This window comes from Vibrio sp. TRT 1302, assembly GCF_050113875.1.
Lineage (GTDB): Bacteria > Pseudomonadota > Gammaproteobacteria > Enterobacterales > Vibrionaceae > Vibrio.
This window is the reverse complement of the sequence record NZ_JBNJOF010000013.1, coordinates 37,132-50,313: the sequence shown is the minus strand read 5'-3', so window position 1 is coordinate 50,313 and position 13,182 is coordinate 37,132. Positions and strand designations below refer to the sequence as shown.

General features: G+C 44.2%; 15 protein-coding genes and 1 tRNA gene. 10 read left to right on the top strand and 6 right to left on the bottom strand.

Annotated features, from left to right (window positions below):
• Positions 1-76: 76 nt before the first annotated feature.
• The gene (locus ACQEXP_RS14770; RefSeq protein WP_269378187.1) at positions 77-1,468 is read left to right on the top strand and encodes a peptide MFS transporter; all 1,392 of its coding nucleotides are present in this window, start codon (positions 77-79) and stop codon (positions 1,466-1,468) included.
• 67 nt (positions 1,469-1,535) lie between these two features.
• Here the strand turns inward: ACQEXP_RS14770 and ACQEXP_RS14765 are convergent, their stop codons facing one another.
• A complete protein-coding gene (locus tag ACQEXP_RS14765; protein WP_426970680.1) occupies positions 1,536-4,187 on the bottom strand; it encodes a beta-N-acetylhexosaminidase in 2,652 nt (883 codons plus the stop codon).
• Between the two features lie 402 nt (positions 4,188-4,589).
• Between ACQEXP_RS14765 and ACQEXP_RS14760 the strand changes: the two genes are divergently transcribed.
• Positions 4,590-5,456, top strand: coding sequence for a TraB/GumN family protein (locus tag ACQEXP_RS14760; RefSeq protein ID WP_426970678.1), 867 nt, complete (start codon positions 4,590-4,592; stop codon positions 5,454-5,456).
• Between the two features lie 65 nt (positions 5,457-5,521).
• Here ACQEXP_RS14760 and ACQEXP_RS14755 read toward each other — a convergent pair.
• Positions 5,522-5,598, bottom strand: a tRNA-Pro gene (locus tag ACQEXP_RS14755).
• Positions 5,599-5,863: 265 nt separating this feature from the next.
• Between ACQEXP_RS14755 and ACQEXP_RS14750 the strand changes: the two genes are divergently transcribed.
• The 3 genes from ACQEXP_RS14750 (at position 5,864) to rluF (ending at position 7,866) form a co-directional block, all read left to right on the top strand.
• Positions 5,864-6,004: a DUF3149 domain-containing protein gene (locus ACQEXP_RS14750; protein WP_011078358.1), complete on the top strand. Its 141-nt coding sequence runs from the start codon at positions 5,864-5,866 to the stop codon at positions 6,002-6,004.
• 159 nt (positions 6,005-6,163) lie between these two features.
• Complete coding sequence (smrA, locus tag ACQEXP_RS14745) at positions 6,164-6,745, top strand: DNA endonuclease SmrA (protein ID WP_138971768.1); 582 nt, start codon at positions 6,164-6,166, stop codon at positions 6,743-6,745.
• 95 nt (positions 6,746-6,840) lie between these two features.
• Positions 6,841-7,866, top strand: coding sequence for a 23S rRNA pseudouridine(2604) synthase RluF (rluF, locus tag ACQEXP_RS14740; protein ID WP_426970676.1), 1,026 nt, complete (start codon positions 6,841-6,843; stop codon positions 7,864-7,866).
• 141 nt (positions 7,867-8,007) lie between these two features.
• Here rluF and upp read toward each other — a convergent pair whose 3' ends face one another.
• Complete coding sequence (gene upp, locus ACQEXP_RS14735) at positions 8,008-8,634, bottom strand: uracil phosphoribosyltransferase (RefSeq protein WP_269378182.1); 627 nt, start codon at positions 8,632-8,634, stop codon at positions 8,008-8,010.
• Between the two features lie 176 nt (positions 8,635-8,810).
• Between upp and purM the strand changes: the two genes are divergently transcribed.
• Positions 8,811-9,851 carry a phosphoribosylformylglycinamidine cyclo-ligase gene (gene purM, locus ACQEXP_RS14730; RefSeq protein WP_426970674.1) on the top strand — a complete coding sequence of 347 codons (1,041 nt, stop codon included), beginning with the start codon at positions 8,811-8,813 and terminating at the stop codon, positions 9,849-9,851.
• A 24-nt stretch (positions 9,852-9,875) separates the two neighbouring features.
• Positions 9,876-10,517 carry a phosphoribosylglycinamide formyltransferase gene (gene purN, locus ACQEXP_RS14725; protein WP_331417701.1) on the top strand — a complete coding sequence of 214 codons (642 nt, stop codon included), beginning with the start codon at positions 9,876-9,878 and terminating at the stop codon, positions 10,515-10,517.
• A gap of 140 nt (positions 10,518-10,657) precedes the next feature.
• On the opposite strand, the gene ACQEXP_RS14720 is transcribed toward purN, so the two are convergent.
• Positions 10,658-11,029, bottom strand: coding sequence for a hypothetical protein (locus ACQEXP_RS14720; protein WP_426970672.1), 372 nt, complete (start codon positions 11,027-11,029; stop codon positions 10,658-10,660).
• A 2-nt stretch (positions 11,030-11,031) separates the two neighbouring features.
• Positions 11,032-11,331 (bottom strand): hypothetical protein, encoded by a 300-nt coding sequence (locus tag ACQEXP_RS14715; RefSeq protein ID WP_426970671.1) that lies wholly within the window; start codon positions 11,329-11,331, stop codon positions 11,032-11,034.
• A gap of 267 nt (positions 11,332-11,598) precedes the next feature.
• Here ACQEXP_RS14715 and ACQEXP_RS14710 point away from each other — a divergent pair, with 267 nt between their 5' ends.
• The 3 genes from ACQEXP_RS14710 to ACQEXP_RS14700 all read left to right on the top strand — a co-directional run bounded on the left by ACQEXP_RS14710 (position 11,599) and on the right by ACQEXP_RS14700 (position 12,769).
• Positions 11,599-12,252, top strand: coding sequence for a tellurite resistance TerB family protein (locus ACQEXP_RS14710; RefSeq protein ID WP_426970669.1), 654 nt, complete (start codon positions 11,599-11,601; stop codon positions 12,250-12,252).
• Between the two features lie 119 nt (positions 12,253-12,371).
• A complete protein-coding gene (locus tag ACQEXP_RS14705) occupies positions 12,372-12,578 on the top strand; it encodes a YaeP family protein (protein ID WP_269378178.1) in 207 nt (68 codons plus the stop codon).
• Positions 12,578-12,769, top strand: coding sequence for a DUF4250 domain-containing protein (locus tag ACQEXP_RS14700; protein WP_269378177.1), 192 nt, complete (start codon positions 12,578-12,580; stop codon positions 12,767-12,769). The genes ACQEXP_RS14705 and ACQEXP_RS14700 overlap by 1 nt, the downstream gene beginning before the upstream one ends.
• A 62-nt stretch (positions 12,770-12,831) precedes the next feature.
• On the opposite strand, the gene ACQEXP_RS14695 is transcribed toward ACQEXP_RS14700, so the two are convergent.
• Positions 12,832-13,146, bottom strand: a complete 315-nt coding sequence (locus tag ACQEXP_RS14695; RefSeq protein ID WP_138971760.1) for a DUF3622 domain-containing protein — start codon at positions 13,144-13,146, stop codon at positions 12,832-12,834.
• Positions 13,147-13,182 lie beyond the last annotated feature (36 nt).

Sequence of the window (13,182 nt, the reverse complement as noted above, 5' to 3'; positions counted from 1 at the left end):
CATTTGCAGAGAATAAGTCTAAGGAGTATATGTAGAGAAAAATAAAAAACTGTAATAACTCAAATTAGTAAAACTTATGACAAACCAACATCAACAATTTTTTGGACATCCTAGAGGCTTGTTCCTACTTTTTGGTACTGAGCTTTGGGAGCGTTTCTCTTACTACGCGATGCGCGCGATCTTAGTTCTTTATTTGACCGATACTACTATCAACGGTGGATTAGGTTGGTCGACTAAAGATGCCCTAGACCTCTACGGCATCTATACTGGACTTGTCTATATCACACCGATGATAGGTGGCTATCTTGCCGACAACTACTTAGGTCAACGCCGTTCGATTCTGATTGGTGGTGCTTTGATGGCGGTTGGTCAGTTCACACTCGCTCTGCCTGCCGATATGATTGGGTTGAGCGTCACTCACAGCTTCTATCTTGGCCTTGCGTTACTGATCCTTGGTAATGGTCTGTTCAAGCCAAACATTTCCACTATGGTTGGTGATCTTTACCAAGAAGGTGATAACCGTCGCGATGGCGCATTTACTATCTTCTACATGGGCATCAACCTAGGTGCTCTGATTGCCGGTGTCGTATCAGGTTCTGTCACCAATGAATTTGGTTGGAAGGCCGGATTTATGGTCGCGGGTCTAGGTATGATCATCAGCTTAATCATGCAAATGACTTTGGCTAAGTCTTGGCTGGGCAACATAGGCGTTGTGCCCGCAGCGGCTCGTGATCTTGAAAAGAAACAATCGGCGACCAAACAGCCGTTAACCAAACAAGAAGTTGATCGCTTAAAAGTCATTCTAGTAATGGGTCTGTTTGTTATCGTGTTCTGGGCAGGCTTTGAACAAGCTGGCGGATTGATGAACATCTACACTCAGCAGTATACCGATCGTATGATTGGCAGTTTTGAAGTTCCAGCGGCTTGGTTCCAGTCACTTAACCCATTCTTCATTATTACCCTCGCTCCGCTACTCGCTGCGCTATGGGTAAAACTGGGGCCAAAAGAACCAAATTCTCCAGTGAAGTTTGCGCTAGCGCTATTCTTCTTGGCACTTGGTTTCCTATGCATGGTAGGCGCTGTAATGGAGCAAGGCGGTGACACTAGCGTTAAGACATCAATGATGTGGCTAGTAGGTGCGTTTTTCTTCCATACTCTTGGCGAACTTTGCCTATCACCAATTGGTCTGTCACTTGTAACTAAGCTAGCACCTCTTCGTCTTGCATCGCTAATGATGGGTGCGTGGTTCGGCTTCAATGCCATTGCCAACTATGTCGCCGGTTTGATCGGTTCACACGTAGGCGAGCTAGGTGCGCTGCCGATTTTCGGAGGCATCGCTGTGGCAGCAACGATCTCTGGTGTTGTCTTACTTCTGTTCTCAAATACGCTCGTTCGTTGGATGCACGGTGCAGAAACACCTATTAGCAACGCGGAGCAGGTCGAAGAGCAACAAGCTCAAGTCGCGTAACTCGCTTATCTTAATAATAAACGCCCAGCCTTTTAGGCTGGGCGTTTGCTTATCTGACAATGCAGAGCTATTTCACACGAGTAACACGGCTCGCTTTCTCACCCGTTGCTGATACTGAACGGATGAATACTTCCCCTGCTACCATCGGGCGGTCTTGGTCTGAATAAGTCATCCACGTCTCGCCATCAATAGAGTATTGAAGCTCAACCCCTGGAAACTGAACATTCATTGTAAGTTGACCATTTTCCAATTTCGCACCAGGTACAGGTAAACGATAGTCGATACCCGATTTTTCAAGTTTCGCCAGTTCACGTTGGCCAAGTACGTTCGCAAAGCGGTTGTAGTCTTGGTTTAACGCGGCTTTATCGACGAGATTGGTATTCTGAGAGTATTCTACTCCTACTTTGTAGTCATTCTCCCAGCCAGCGCGATGCCATGCGCGTTCCGCTGCCGCGAGGACGCGTGGGAATACCATGTATTCGTACTGCTCATCATTACGAACCGTCTCAGACCAAAGCTGTGCAGATAGACCGTAGAATGGCTTCGCTTCAACCTCACCTTTACCAGTAAAACCATTGCCATCACGATCTAGAGATGTTTCTGCGTTCTGCGGCATGTTCTCTGGTGCAAAGCCAAACATCTTGCGAGTGTCTGTAGCGCGTGTCGCCCAGTAGTACCCGCGTTCTTTAGGATCTACCTCATAAGGCATGTCCATATAAACGTAATCTGGGTTTGAAACGATGACGTCGTAACCTTTCTTAGACCACTCATAAACAGATGATGTACCACCCCAGTAAAGAACGTCCCAGAAATTAACGCGTTTGTTTTGTGTTGCAAACGCCTCTGCACCTTCACTGTATTTCAAGCCATCTTGCCATGCTTGGAAGCTTGGAATACCCTTCTCTGCAACAATTTTTGATACCTGCTCAGCAAAGTAGCTCGGTAAATGTCCATAATCACTGACCGTGCCATCTTCGATTAATGTCTGACATTGTGGTGAACGTGCAAATGGTTTGTCCTGCTGAGAAAGATCGATCGAACCTTTCCAGCTCACTTTGTCTTGCGCATTCACATCTTGGAATCCAGCGCCCAGCTTAATATTTTTTGCTTCATCGCCACCGAAGTGCCATGTTGTTAACGGAGCACCCGCTTCAGCGTGCATCGCTGCAACCTCAGAAATCACTTTGTCGACAAAACGAGTAGACGATTCCATACATGGGTTGATAAAGCTCTGTTTGTTGTAGAACTGTACCGTGGTAACGTTTGAAGTGTCTTGTGGATCCATCAGACGATATTCGTTTGCTAATGCTTCATTCCCTTCTGCCATGAGACGGTCGTAGCGAGCTTCCATAGAAACCACGGCGGCACGAGCGTGAGCTGGCATATCAATTTCTGGGATCACTTCAATATTACGCGCCTGCGCGTATTTCAAGATTTCCACGTAGTCTGCTTTGCTGAAGTAACCAGAACCAAAGTTGTCCGTTGTTGCGCCAGAGCCTAGCTGAGGCAGTAAACAGCTTTTCTCTTGTTCATCAAAACAACGGTTTGATCCGATCTCAGTCAGCTCAGGCAGACCCGGGATTTCTATACGCCAACCTTCATCATCAGTGAGGTGAAGATGGAGTTTGTTCATCTTATACGCAGCCATCTGGTCTAGAGTGGCTAGAATCGCCTCTTTAGAGTGGAAGTTACGCGCAACATCCACCATCACGCCTCGGTAGTCGAAACGTGGAGCATCTTTAATAGACAGTTGTGGTAAGTGATCAGGGTTTTGGCTGTCTATCAGACCAAAAATAGATTGCACTGCGTAGAATGCACCCGCTTGGTCAAACGCTTTAATCGCAATACCTTTGCCGCTAATGACCATTTCATACGCACCGGATTTCGCCATTTCATTCGAAAAGTCCGCAGGAACAAGCGTGACGCTTACTGGTAAAGCTCCACCGACATCAACACCTAACAGTTCCGCACGCTCTTGAATGGCGGCGAATTGAGCCGGTTCAAATGCGCCCGTTGGTAGCGCAATGCCGCCCTCAATACTGACCAAACCATCACCCGCTTCTACATGCATAGGTGTTGGTAACAAGGTAGTCGATACGTCTTGAACGTTTAGATCTTGGTTCTTCTCGAAGCGAGACACCGCGTTAGCAAAAACGTTGTTGTCATCCGGTGTTCGTTTTAGGTTATTCCCTTCAAGCCCAGTAACAAACGACGCGACATCTTCCGTATTAAGAGAAGCGATCATTTTAGGTTCAGCATTAGGTGCTGCAACGAATGCGCCTGGCATGAAATCCGTTTCGAATAACTGCCAGTATTCGCCGATCAGAGGAAGGACGATGGTTTCCCCAGCAGAAAAACCATCAAATTTATCTGTCGGCTCCAGCTTATGTAAGTCACCTGTCACTCGTGTGATTTTGAACTGTTCGTTGTTTACATCGAGAATTAGACGAATGCTGTGGAAATAGATAGCCCACTCTTTTGAGTCGATCGCTTCACCTTGATTCACCAATGTCATATTGACTTGATTACATGATGCCCATTCCGCACCTAAATCCTGACATGCAAGACCTTCATTTGCACCGTGGTTAGTGAGTACTTGATATTGAACATCAAGATTCTCCGCCAGTGAATTCACCACGCGTTGTTCTGTTGATTGAAATGATGCACAACCAGCCAATGTTACCAATACTGACGCTGCAATCAGATTTTGTTTAAACATCTTACTTACCCCAGAAAAATATCGAGCTCAAAATGACGGCTCTTAATCAAGATGAACTCAACATATCTCTAGTTATTTCGCATCGTGAAATTAATAATTTACAAAAGTGACCAAGCTCAAAATTTAGATTTAATGAGCATTTAAAACCTAACAAAAACAAACATTTAAACGAAACGTCAAAATCGACAGACTTATTTTAACGAGATTACTGAGAGGAAAATCACATTATCTAGGGAAAGCTTACTATGAGAGGTGAATTAAGATCACAATATGCCGTTTCTATCTTAAAATTAACAACAGCGGGAAATATAAAAACGTGAATTAACACGCATTTTTCTCTCGCTAAACTACGTCAAAAAAGACGCAATTTAACGATTTTTCCGCATGGTGTTAGGAGCTGAAATGAAAATACTGATGGTTCTGAGTTTACTGGTTGCTTCAATTAGCGTTAACGCTGAGCCTTTATACTGGAAAGCTCAAAAAGGCCCATTGACCTATACCATCATAGGTTCCGTACATGTAGGCGATGAGAGCATGTATCCCTTGCCCGAGAAAATCTTTAAACAGCTAAAGGCCAGCAAGGGATTAATTGTTGAAACCGATATCCGTCAAACCAGTGGGATTCAGTACCCTCCAATCGATTTAGTGGCTAAGGATGTTTTAACAAAACAGCAGCAAGATGAGCTATTGGGTATTGCGACTCTCCTACAACTTAATGGTAATGAACTACTCCTATCACCACCTTGGGCCGTCGCCTTGGCAATCCAACTCAAACAAATAGAGTATCTTGGTTACTCAGCAACCGATGGCGTTGATATACGTTTAGCCAACAAAGCGACGCTATGGAAAATACCCGTTATCGGTCTCGAGTCTTTGCAGTTCCAGATTGATGTTCTTACTGGGCAAGACCAAGCTGGTAAAGAGATGCTAATCAGTGCAATCGAGGAATTTGATCATTCGGAAGATTCTACCCACTGTCTAATAGACAGCTGGAAGGCAGGTGATTTAGATAAGCTCAATGAATTTGCGACACTGACCGAAATGTCCGAGCAACTCGAATCTTCATTGTTGACCGATAGAAATTTAGACTGGGCAGAGAAACTATCGAATCCAAACTGGCTTCCTGACAATAAAGGAAGTTATGTCGTTGTGGTCGGCACGCTGCACTTACTCGGTGAGCAAAGCGTCCTGCAATTACTCAAAGATAATGGCTTCAAAATATCTCAGTTGTCGCAAAGCACCAAAGCTCAATGTGAATTTAAGTACTAATGAGCTTATTCCGCCCACCCTTAAACGACAAAAGCCGTAGCATTTCTGCTACGGCTTTCTAAATGTGGTCGGTGAAGAGGGATTCGAACCCCCGACCCTCTGGTCCCAAACCAGATGCGCTACCAAGCTGCGCTATTCACCGAGTTGTCTCTTCAGGCTTATTGCCCGTCAACGGAAGCGTATATTACGGATTCTCAGCACATACGCAAGCCATTTTAGCTAACTTTTTGAAAAATTAAGTTCGTTTGACTAAAACATCATCGACGGGCGACAAAGTGTGAGCAAAAACACATCAAGACAAACAAAATAGCAACCTAATAACAACAATTGATCCAGATCAGTGTTGCATATTTAACCTAGGTTTACCTTAAGCCCTGTCATCTCATTTTGTATTCAACGGAGGAACTATGGACTTTTGGCTTGATCTCCTATTTGGTAATGCGGTAGGACTATCTTCAATGATTGTTATCTTTGGAGCCTTAGGTCTAATGCTATTCTATGGCGGTTTCATCGTCTACAAAGTGATGAACGACAAATCTCCTCACTAGAATCGCTTAGCCCTATTTCTCGGAATAGATAATTCGCTATGCACCGAAGTAGATACATTGTCTGCTTCGGTTTTTTATTTCCTCGCTACAAAATCTTGACCACTCCCTTCGCCTGTTGGGTATAATATTGTTATTAATTTCCCATGCTGAGATCTCGTGATGTCTCAAGACGATGAATTCGGTTTGTTTCAACAAATGATGGGGGATGTAAAACCTCTCAAGCAAGATACAACCGAACATAAAAAACACCATCAAGTAACGGATGCTCAACTCGCCAAACGCGAAGCCGCAATTTGGCTGACTGAAGATGATCCTGAATATTTGTCTATCGACCACGCGGAAATGATCAAGCCCGACGACGTCATCGAGTTCAAACGTGATGGTGTCCAAGATGGCGTGTATAAAAAGCTGCGTCTAGCCAAATATCCTATTCAGGCTAGATTAGACTTGCATAAAAGAACACTAGAACAAGCTCGGGATGAAGTGGTTAAGTTCCTAAAACAATGTATGCGTATGGATATCCGTACCGTTGTCATTGTTCACGGCAAAGGGGAACGTTCAAATCCACCAGCTCTAATGAAGAGTTTCGTTGCTCAGTGGTTAAAACAAATCAAAGAAGTTCAGTGTGTTCATAGTGCTCAACGCTTTCATGGCGGGACTGGTGCAGTTTATGTTCTCCTCAGGAAAAGCGCTGAGAAAAAAATAGAAACGCGCGAACGACATCAAAAACGTCTGGGTTAACTTGTCGCTCGGTGCTAGAATGCGCGCCCTCTCTGTGTTGATATTTTGATCAGCACATTTTATTAACCGCCGTTGTGAAACGTTAGGAGAACAACATGACACAAGATACTGGTAAACGCCTGAATAAATTCATCAGTGAGACGGGATTCTGTTCACGAAGAGAAGCAGACCGACTGATTGAACAAGGCCGCGTAACAATTAATGGTCTCGTACCTGAAATGGGAACTAAGGTTCAATCAGGTGACGACGTTCGTGTTGATGACAAACCAATTTCAGCCACAGTCGACAAACCTATTTATATCGCTCTGAATAAGCCAACGGGTATTACTTGTACCACCGAACGCGATATACCTGGCAACATTGTCGACTTTGTCGGCCATAAAAAACGTATTTTCCCAATTGGTCGTCTCGACAAGCCTTCTGACGGTCTTATCTTCCTAACCAATGATGGTGACATCGTTAATAAGATCCTCCGTGCGGGTAACAACCACGAGAAGGAGTATGTTGTTCGTGTCGATAAGCCAATCAGTGATGACTTCATTAACAAGATGTCTTCCGGCGTCAACATTCTTGATACCGTAACCTTGCCTTGTAAAGTTGTAAAAGAGACTAAATACTCATTCCGTATCGTGTTAACTCAGGGCCTTAACCGTCAAATACGTCGTATGTGTGAAGCACTCGGCTACGAAGTCTTTAAACTTCGCCGCGTCCGCATCATGAACATTTCGCTTGATGGTATTCCCAATGGACAATGGCGCTACCTAACCGATGCAGAAGTCTCTGAAATTCTTGCTATGTGTGAAGACTCAAGTGGCACAGAAGAAGCGTCTAAGATCGACGCGAAAGGTAAACGCATTCGTCGAGCAACTGACGCGAAACTATTTGACAGCCGTGAAGAGAATCAAGAGTCGAAAGCACGTCGCAACCAAAAGCAACGTACCTTTAAAGGTCGCAACGCTGAAGAGTTCCGCCATGCTCCAAACTCTAAGAAAGGTCGCAATAGTGACCAACAAGCAGAATCGAAAGGCAAGCCTGCTAAAAAGACTTTCTACAAACCCACTTCAGAAAAAGCGCAGCGCCCAGCTAAGCCACAAGGCGGCACGTTGAGTTTGAAGAAGTAAGACTCGAGACGATTCGCTAGCGAGTAGAATTACTCACATAGACACACTCGTTATCCATAGGGCTCAGCCCTGAATTCTCTAGATTACGACCAAAAAAAAGAGAGCCTGATGGCTCTCTTTCGCAATCATTAAAATCTTCGATTATTGTGTGCCGAAGATCTTGTCACCCGCATCACCAAGACCAGGGACGATGTAGCCTTTGTCATTTAGCTTTTGGTCGATTGCCGCAGTGTAAAGCTCTACGTCTGGGTGTGCTTTTTCTAGCGCTTCGATACCTTCAGGAGCCGCGACAAGAACAAGCACCTTGATAGCTTTACAACCTTTCTCTTTTATAAGGTCAATCGTTGCGATCATAGAACCGCCAGTTGCTAGCATTGGGTCAACAATAAGAGCAATACGCTCATCCATGTTAGACGCTAGCTTGTTAAAGTACGGTACTGGCTCTAGTGTCTCTTCATCACGGTAGATACCAACAACACTGATACGTGCACTTGGCATATGCTCAAGAACGCCATCCATCATGCCTAGACCTGCACGTAGGATTGGCACTACTGTTACTTTTTTACCTTTGATTTGGTCCACTTCAACTGGACCGTTCCAACCTTCAATGGTTACTTTTTCCGTTTCAAAATCCGCTGTCGCTTCATAAGTTAATAGGCTTCCAACTTCTGTCGCTAGCTCACGAAAGCGCTTAGTGCTGATATCACCTTCTCTCATTAGACCAAGTTTGTGCTTCACAAGAGGGTGTTTTACTTCAACAACTTTCATTTCCATCTCCGGATATCAGGTAAAATTTAAACAAACCTCCAGATTATAAACGATTTCGTTCTCAATTTCTTGTCATAGCGCAAAAGAAAAAACTTGCGCAAACGTTTGCTATATAGGTTTATCCACTGTTAGAATAGCGCCGTTTTCATATCCAACTTAAAACCGAGGACTTCCCTGTGAGTGCTGATAACACATCTCTTAGCTATAAAGACGCTGGCGTAGATATTGATGCAGGCAACGCGCTTGTTGACCGTATTAAAGGTGCTGTAAAACGTACACGTCGCCCAGAAGTAATGGGTGGAATTGGTGGTTTTGGCGCATTGTGTGAACTACCAACTAAATATAAGCAACCAGTTCTAGTATCTGGTACAGATGGTGTGGGTACAAAACTGCGCCTTGCTTTGGATATGAAAAAGCATGACACAATCGGCATCGATCTTGTTGCTATGTGTGTGAACGACCTTATCGTTCAAGGTGCTGAGCCACTATTTTTCCTAGACTACTATGCAACGGGTAAGCTTGACGTAGACACTGCGGCTGACGTTGTCTCAGGTATTGCTGATGGCTGTGTTCAAGCGGGTTGTGCTCTTATTGGTGGCGAAACCGCAGAAATGCCGGGCATGTACGAAGGTGAAGACTACGACGTTGCAGGTTTCTGTGTTGGCGTTGTAGAAAAAGAAGACGTAATTGATGGTACTAAAGTCGCCGCTGGTGATGCCCTGATTGCCGTTGGTTCAAGTGGCCCTCACTCAAACGGTTACTCACTAATCCGTAAGATCCTTGAAGTATCTGGCGCAGACAAAAGCGAAGAGCTAGCTGGCCGCACAATCGGTGAGCACCTATTAGAGCCGACCAAGATTTACATCAAATCAGCACTAAAAATGATTGAGAAACACGACATCCATGCGATTTCTCACATTACAGGTGGTGGTTTCTGGGAAAACATTCCTCGCGTACTGCCAGAAGGTACCAAAGCCGTTGTAGATGGTAGCAGTTGGGAATGGCCAGTTATTTTTAAATGGCTACAAGAAAAAGGCAACGTAACCACTCACGAAATGTACCGCACATTTAACTGTGGCGTGGGCCTTATTGTTGCTCTACCTCAAGACCAAGCAAGCGCGGCAGTTGAACTGCTAAAAGCTGAAGGCGAAAACGCTTGGATCATCGGTGAGATTGCCAACGCAGCATCAGGCGAAGAGCAAGTAGAAATTAACTAGTATTCAAGTAGAGTTCAATCAAGTATGAAAAGTATCGTTGTTTTAGTATCAGGAAACGGTTCAAACTTACAAGCAATCATTGACGCTTGTAATACCAGTATTACTGGTGGCCGTGTCACAGCCGTGTTTTCAAACAAGGCCGATGCGTACGCGTTAGAACGTGCGAAAATGGCTGAGGCTGGGGCTCATTTTCTTGATCCAAAAAGCTTCGATACCCGTGATGCTTTCGACCATGAGTTAATGAAGCAAATCGATGAGTACAAACCTGATGTCATCGTACTTGCTGGCTACATGCGAATCCTTAGTGGCGAGTTTGTTCGCCACTACATGGGTCGAATGATCAACATCCACCCTTCATTACTGCCTAAATACCCTGGGTTGAACACTTACCAACGTGCAATTCACGCAGGCGATGAAGAACACGGTACTAGCGTTCATTTTGTTACAGAACAGCTGGATGGCGGTCCTGTGATTCTACAAGCGAAAGTACCCATCTTCGATGAAGATACCGTAGACACATTGACTGAGCGCGTTCAAACACAAGAACACCGAATCTATCCTATGGTCGTTAAGTGGTTAGTCGAAGAGCGCTTGGTCATGAAAGATGGTAAAGAAGCTTACCTAGACGGTAATCTACTTAGCATTCACGGCTACGCGGAAGAGTAAAACCGCCTAACATCACAACAAAGCAACCACTTAGAATGACCTAAAATAGACAGTTAAAAGTTTAAGCACGTCCAGAAAGACCAAGAAACACGAATTCGCAATCTAGAAGGCCCAGTTCGATTAACTGGGCCTTTGTTATTCTAGCTAACTAACGGTTGCCTTTTAACTAGCGAAAATAGGCTTTTTAATATCATGGAGTAATAAACAAACCAAGTACCCCATAAAGCTATGTTTTCACTCTCTGTCATAGCTACACTATGCATGTCATTAACGGTGTATAGCGCAAATACGATTGTATTAATCACAATGACTAGCGCAAAAATATAAGGCACGTTTTTTTTGTATGCACTGAGGTATAAACCTAGAAGAATAATTACATCACTACCCACTGAATAAACGTTTGTTAGTATAAATTGCTCACGCAGCAACGCCCCGTCAGTTAATGTTAAAAGCGCTACGCGACTAAAAATCATCAGCGTTATAACAATATAAAAAATAACCTTGTTACCCATAGTTACCACCAATAAGCTGGAGAAAGCATATCTGGATTGCGAGGCAAGCGTTTTAGCCCATCTATTGATTGTAAATAGTCACGCTTGAATTGCATTCTTCTAATACCGTAAGGAGCCAACTTATGAAGTACATCAACTGCATCCTGAATTTCCTTATCGTTATATTTTGCGCCAGCGTCAATGGCATTTAACACTAACGGGACCACAGTTCGATACACCCGCTCCGAGTCAACCTTCCCCGTCACCTCACCATAAATCGCCGCTAAAGCACTATATAAAAGCCTAAATTCTGCAATTGCCATAATTTCACCCTGCATCATACTTGCAACAGCAGCGTATAAAACAAAAGTTCATCATGTAAAATATCAATATATTACGATGTGAATATCATCCAGAAATGAAAGTGGCAGGGGTGGAGAAATTCGAACTCCCAACACGCAAATTTGGAATCCGCTGAACCAAAGACAAAAAGACGAGCCACGTGCTCGTCTTTTTTATTCCCTCGACTAATATTAATCTTCCATTCATCTTGCCCCTGTTATGGTGCTAACAACCAATGGAGGCACGCGATGGATCTCAAAAGTTTACTCAATCAAGCACTTAACTCCGACCTTGTTAAACAAGGCCAACAACACATCAAACAACAATCCAGTTCAGGCACTTTAAAATCACTGGGATCTGGCGCCGTCGGCGGCGGTTTGGTTTCCCTTCTGATGGGTTCAAAGAAGAGCAAAAAACTCGGCAAAAATGCACTTAAAATTGGCGGTGTCGCTGCGTTAGGCGCTTTGGCGTACAAGGTGTATAACGACTATCAGGATAAAAACGCCTCGATACCAAACCACAATGCTCAGCAAGATACCTTTAATGCTGAAGATAACATCCACAGCGAACTGATCTTAACTGCGATGATTGCAGCAGCGAAAGCCGATGGTCATGTCGATCAGCAAGAAATGGAACGAATTGAGCTGACACTAAAACAAGCGGGGGCAGATCTTCAACTGCAAAATTTCCTTCATTCAGAGCTGAATAAGCCACTCGATCCGACTGAAATTGCGCGTTTAGCACGCTCACCTCAGCAAGCATCTGAAATATATCTCGCTTCGCTGATCGTGATTGATGAACAAAACTTTATGGAGAAGGCCTATCTCCAAGAACTCGCTAAACAACTCAACTTGTCACCAGAAGTGACCTTTCAGTTAGAGCAACAGTTAAACAGGACATAACATTGAACAGATATTCGACAGCTAATGGTAACCCTTGAGCTAGGACAAGCACCTGCTTTGAGTTTCTTTGAGCGACTGTGTATATTTGACAGCAGTGACTATTTATTGGAGTGAAGTCCATGCAAGTATACGGCTGTTGTGATCTAATTCGTGAGCTTTATGCCCAGATTGGTAGTGGAGATCAAGCTTATGTCCCACAAGCTATCTCATGTGCAGTTAGAGCGTTAAATGATATCGCTGCTGATGAGTCCTTACCAAAGGAAACTCGAGAAAAAGCAGCATTTGCTGCGGCAAACTTACTTATTTCAGATTTCGAGGATAAGTAATGAACTTAGCGAACTTTGAGTCAATGGACCCAGTTATGCTGATGAGTATCATCAACATGAAGCTGCGTGACGATTTTGCTGGCGACTTAGATAAGCTCGCCGCGTTTTTCGATATTGATAGAGTCGCGTTAGAAGCGAAATTATCAACCGCTGGCTTTGACTTTTTGCCGGAAGCAGGTCAGTTTCGCTAAACGCGCTAGATCAGAGATAAAAAAACCGCCGTTTGGCGGTTTTTTATATGTAGAAGCAATCTTTACTCTTCGTCAGCATCAGCTGCGCGTTGAGCTAAACGACGTGCTTTTCTTTCTTCAGCTTCACGAGCTAGGCGTGCTTCACGCTCTAAACGCTCTTGACGTTGAACCGCTTTACGTTCGTTGCGCTCTGCTTGGTTTTTAACGAAACCAGCAAGTTCTTTCTCTGCCCACGCTTGAGCAAGCTCTTGGCTTTCAAAAGCCATTTCACGCTTAGAAACGACAGTTTTACGAGAAGTCACTTGGCGAGTGATTTCAGCAGTCCAACCGTTACGTTTTTCAGAAGTGCGAATAGCAAATTTTGGATTTTTAGACATTTAATTCATTTCCTAAGGGATTAATCAGGGATTCGG

What these genes read in the sequence shown, in the direction of transcription:
- ACQEXP_RS14770 (WP_269378187.1), top strand. Translation starts at nt 77, where the DNA reads ATGACAAACCAACATCAACAATTTTTTGGACATCCTAGAGGCTTGTTC.
- ACQEXP_RS14765 (WP_426970680.1), bottom strand. Translation starts at nt 4,187, where the DNA reads ATGTTTAAACAAAATCTGATTGCAGCGTCAGTATTGGTAACATTGGCT.
- ACQEXP_RS14760 (WP_426970678.1), top strand. Translation starts at nt 4,590, where the DNA reads ATGAAAATACTGATGGTTCTGAGTTTACTGGTTGCTTCAATTAGCGTT.
- ACQEXP_RS14750 (WP_011078358.1), top strand. Translation starts at nt 5,864, where the DNA reads ATGGACTTTTGGCTTGATCTCCTATTTGGTAATGCGGTAGGACTATCT.
- smrA (WP_138971768.1), top strand. Translation starts at nt 6,164, where the DNA reads ATGTCTCAAGACGATGAATTCGGTTTGTTTCAACAAATGATGGGGGAT.
- rluF (WP_426970676.1), top strand. Translation starts at nt 6,841, where the DNA reads ATGACACAAGATACTGGTAAACGCCTGAATAAATTCATCAGTGAGACG.
- upp (WP_269378182.1), bottom strand. Translation starts at nt 8,634, where the DNA reads ATGAAAGTTGTTGAAGTAAAACACCCTCTTGTGAAGCACAAACTTGGT.
- purN (WP_331417701.1), top strand. Translation starts at nt 9,876, where the DNA reads ATGAAAAGTATCGTTGTTTTAGTATCAGGAAACGGTTCAAACTTACAA.
- ACQEXP_RS14720 (WP_426970672.1), bottom strand. Translation starts at nt 11,029, where the DNA reads ATGGGTAACAAGGTTATTTTTTATATTGTTATAACGCTGATGATTTTT.
- ACQEXP_RS14715 (WP_426970671.1), bottom strand. Translation starts at nt 11,331, where the DNA reads ATGGCAATTGCAGAATTTAGGCTTTTATATAGTGCTTTAGCGGCGATT.
- ACQEXP_RS14710 (WP_426970669.1), top strand. Translation starts at nt 11,599, where the DNA reads ATGGATCTCAAAAGTTTACTCAATCAAGCACTTAACTCCGACCTTGTT.
- ACQEXP_RS14705 (WP_269378178.1), top strand. Translation starts at nt 12,372, where the DNA reads ATGCAAGTATACGGCTGTTGTGATCTAATTCGTGAGCTTTATGCCCAG.
- ACQEXP_RS14700 (WP_269378177.1), top strand. Translation starts at nt 12,578, where the DNA reads ATGAACTTAGCGAACTTTGAGTCAATGGACCCAGTTATGCTGATGAGT.
- ACQEXP_RS14695 (WP_138971760.1), bottom strand. Translation starts at nt 13,146, where the DNA reads ATGTCTAAAAATCCAAAATTTGCTATTCGCACTTCTGAAAAACGTAAC.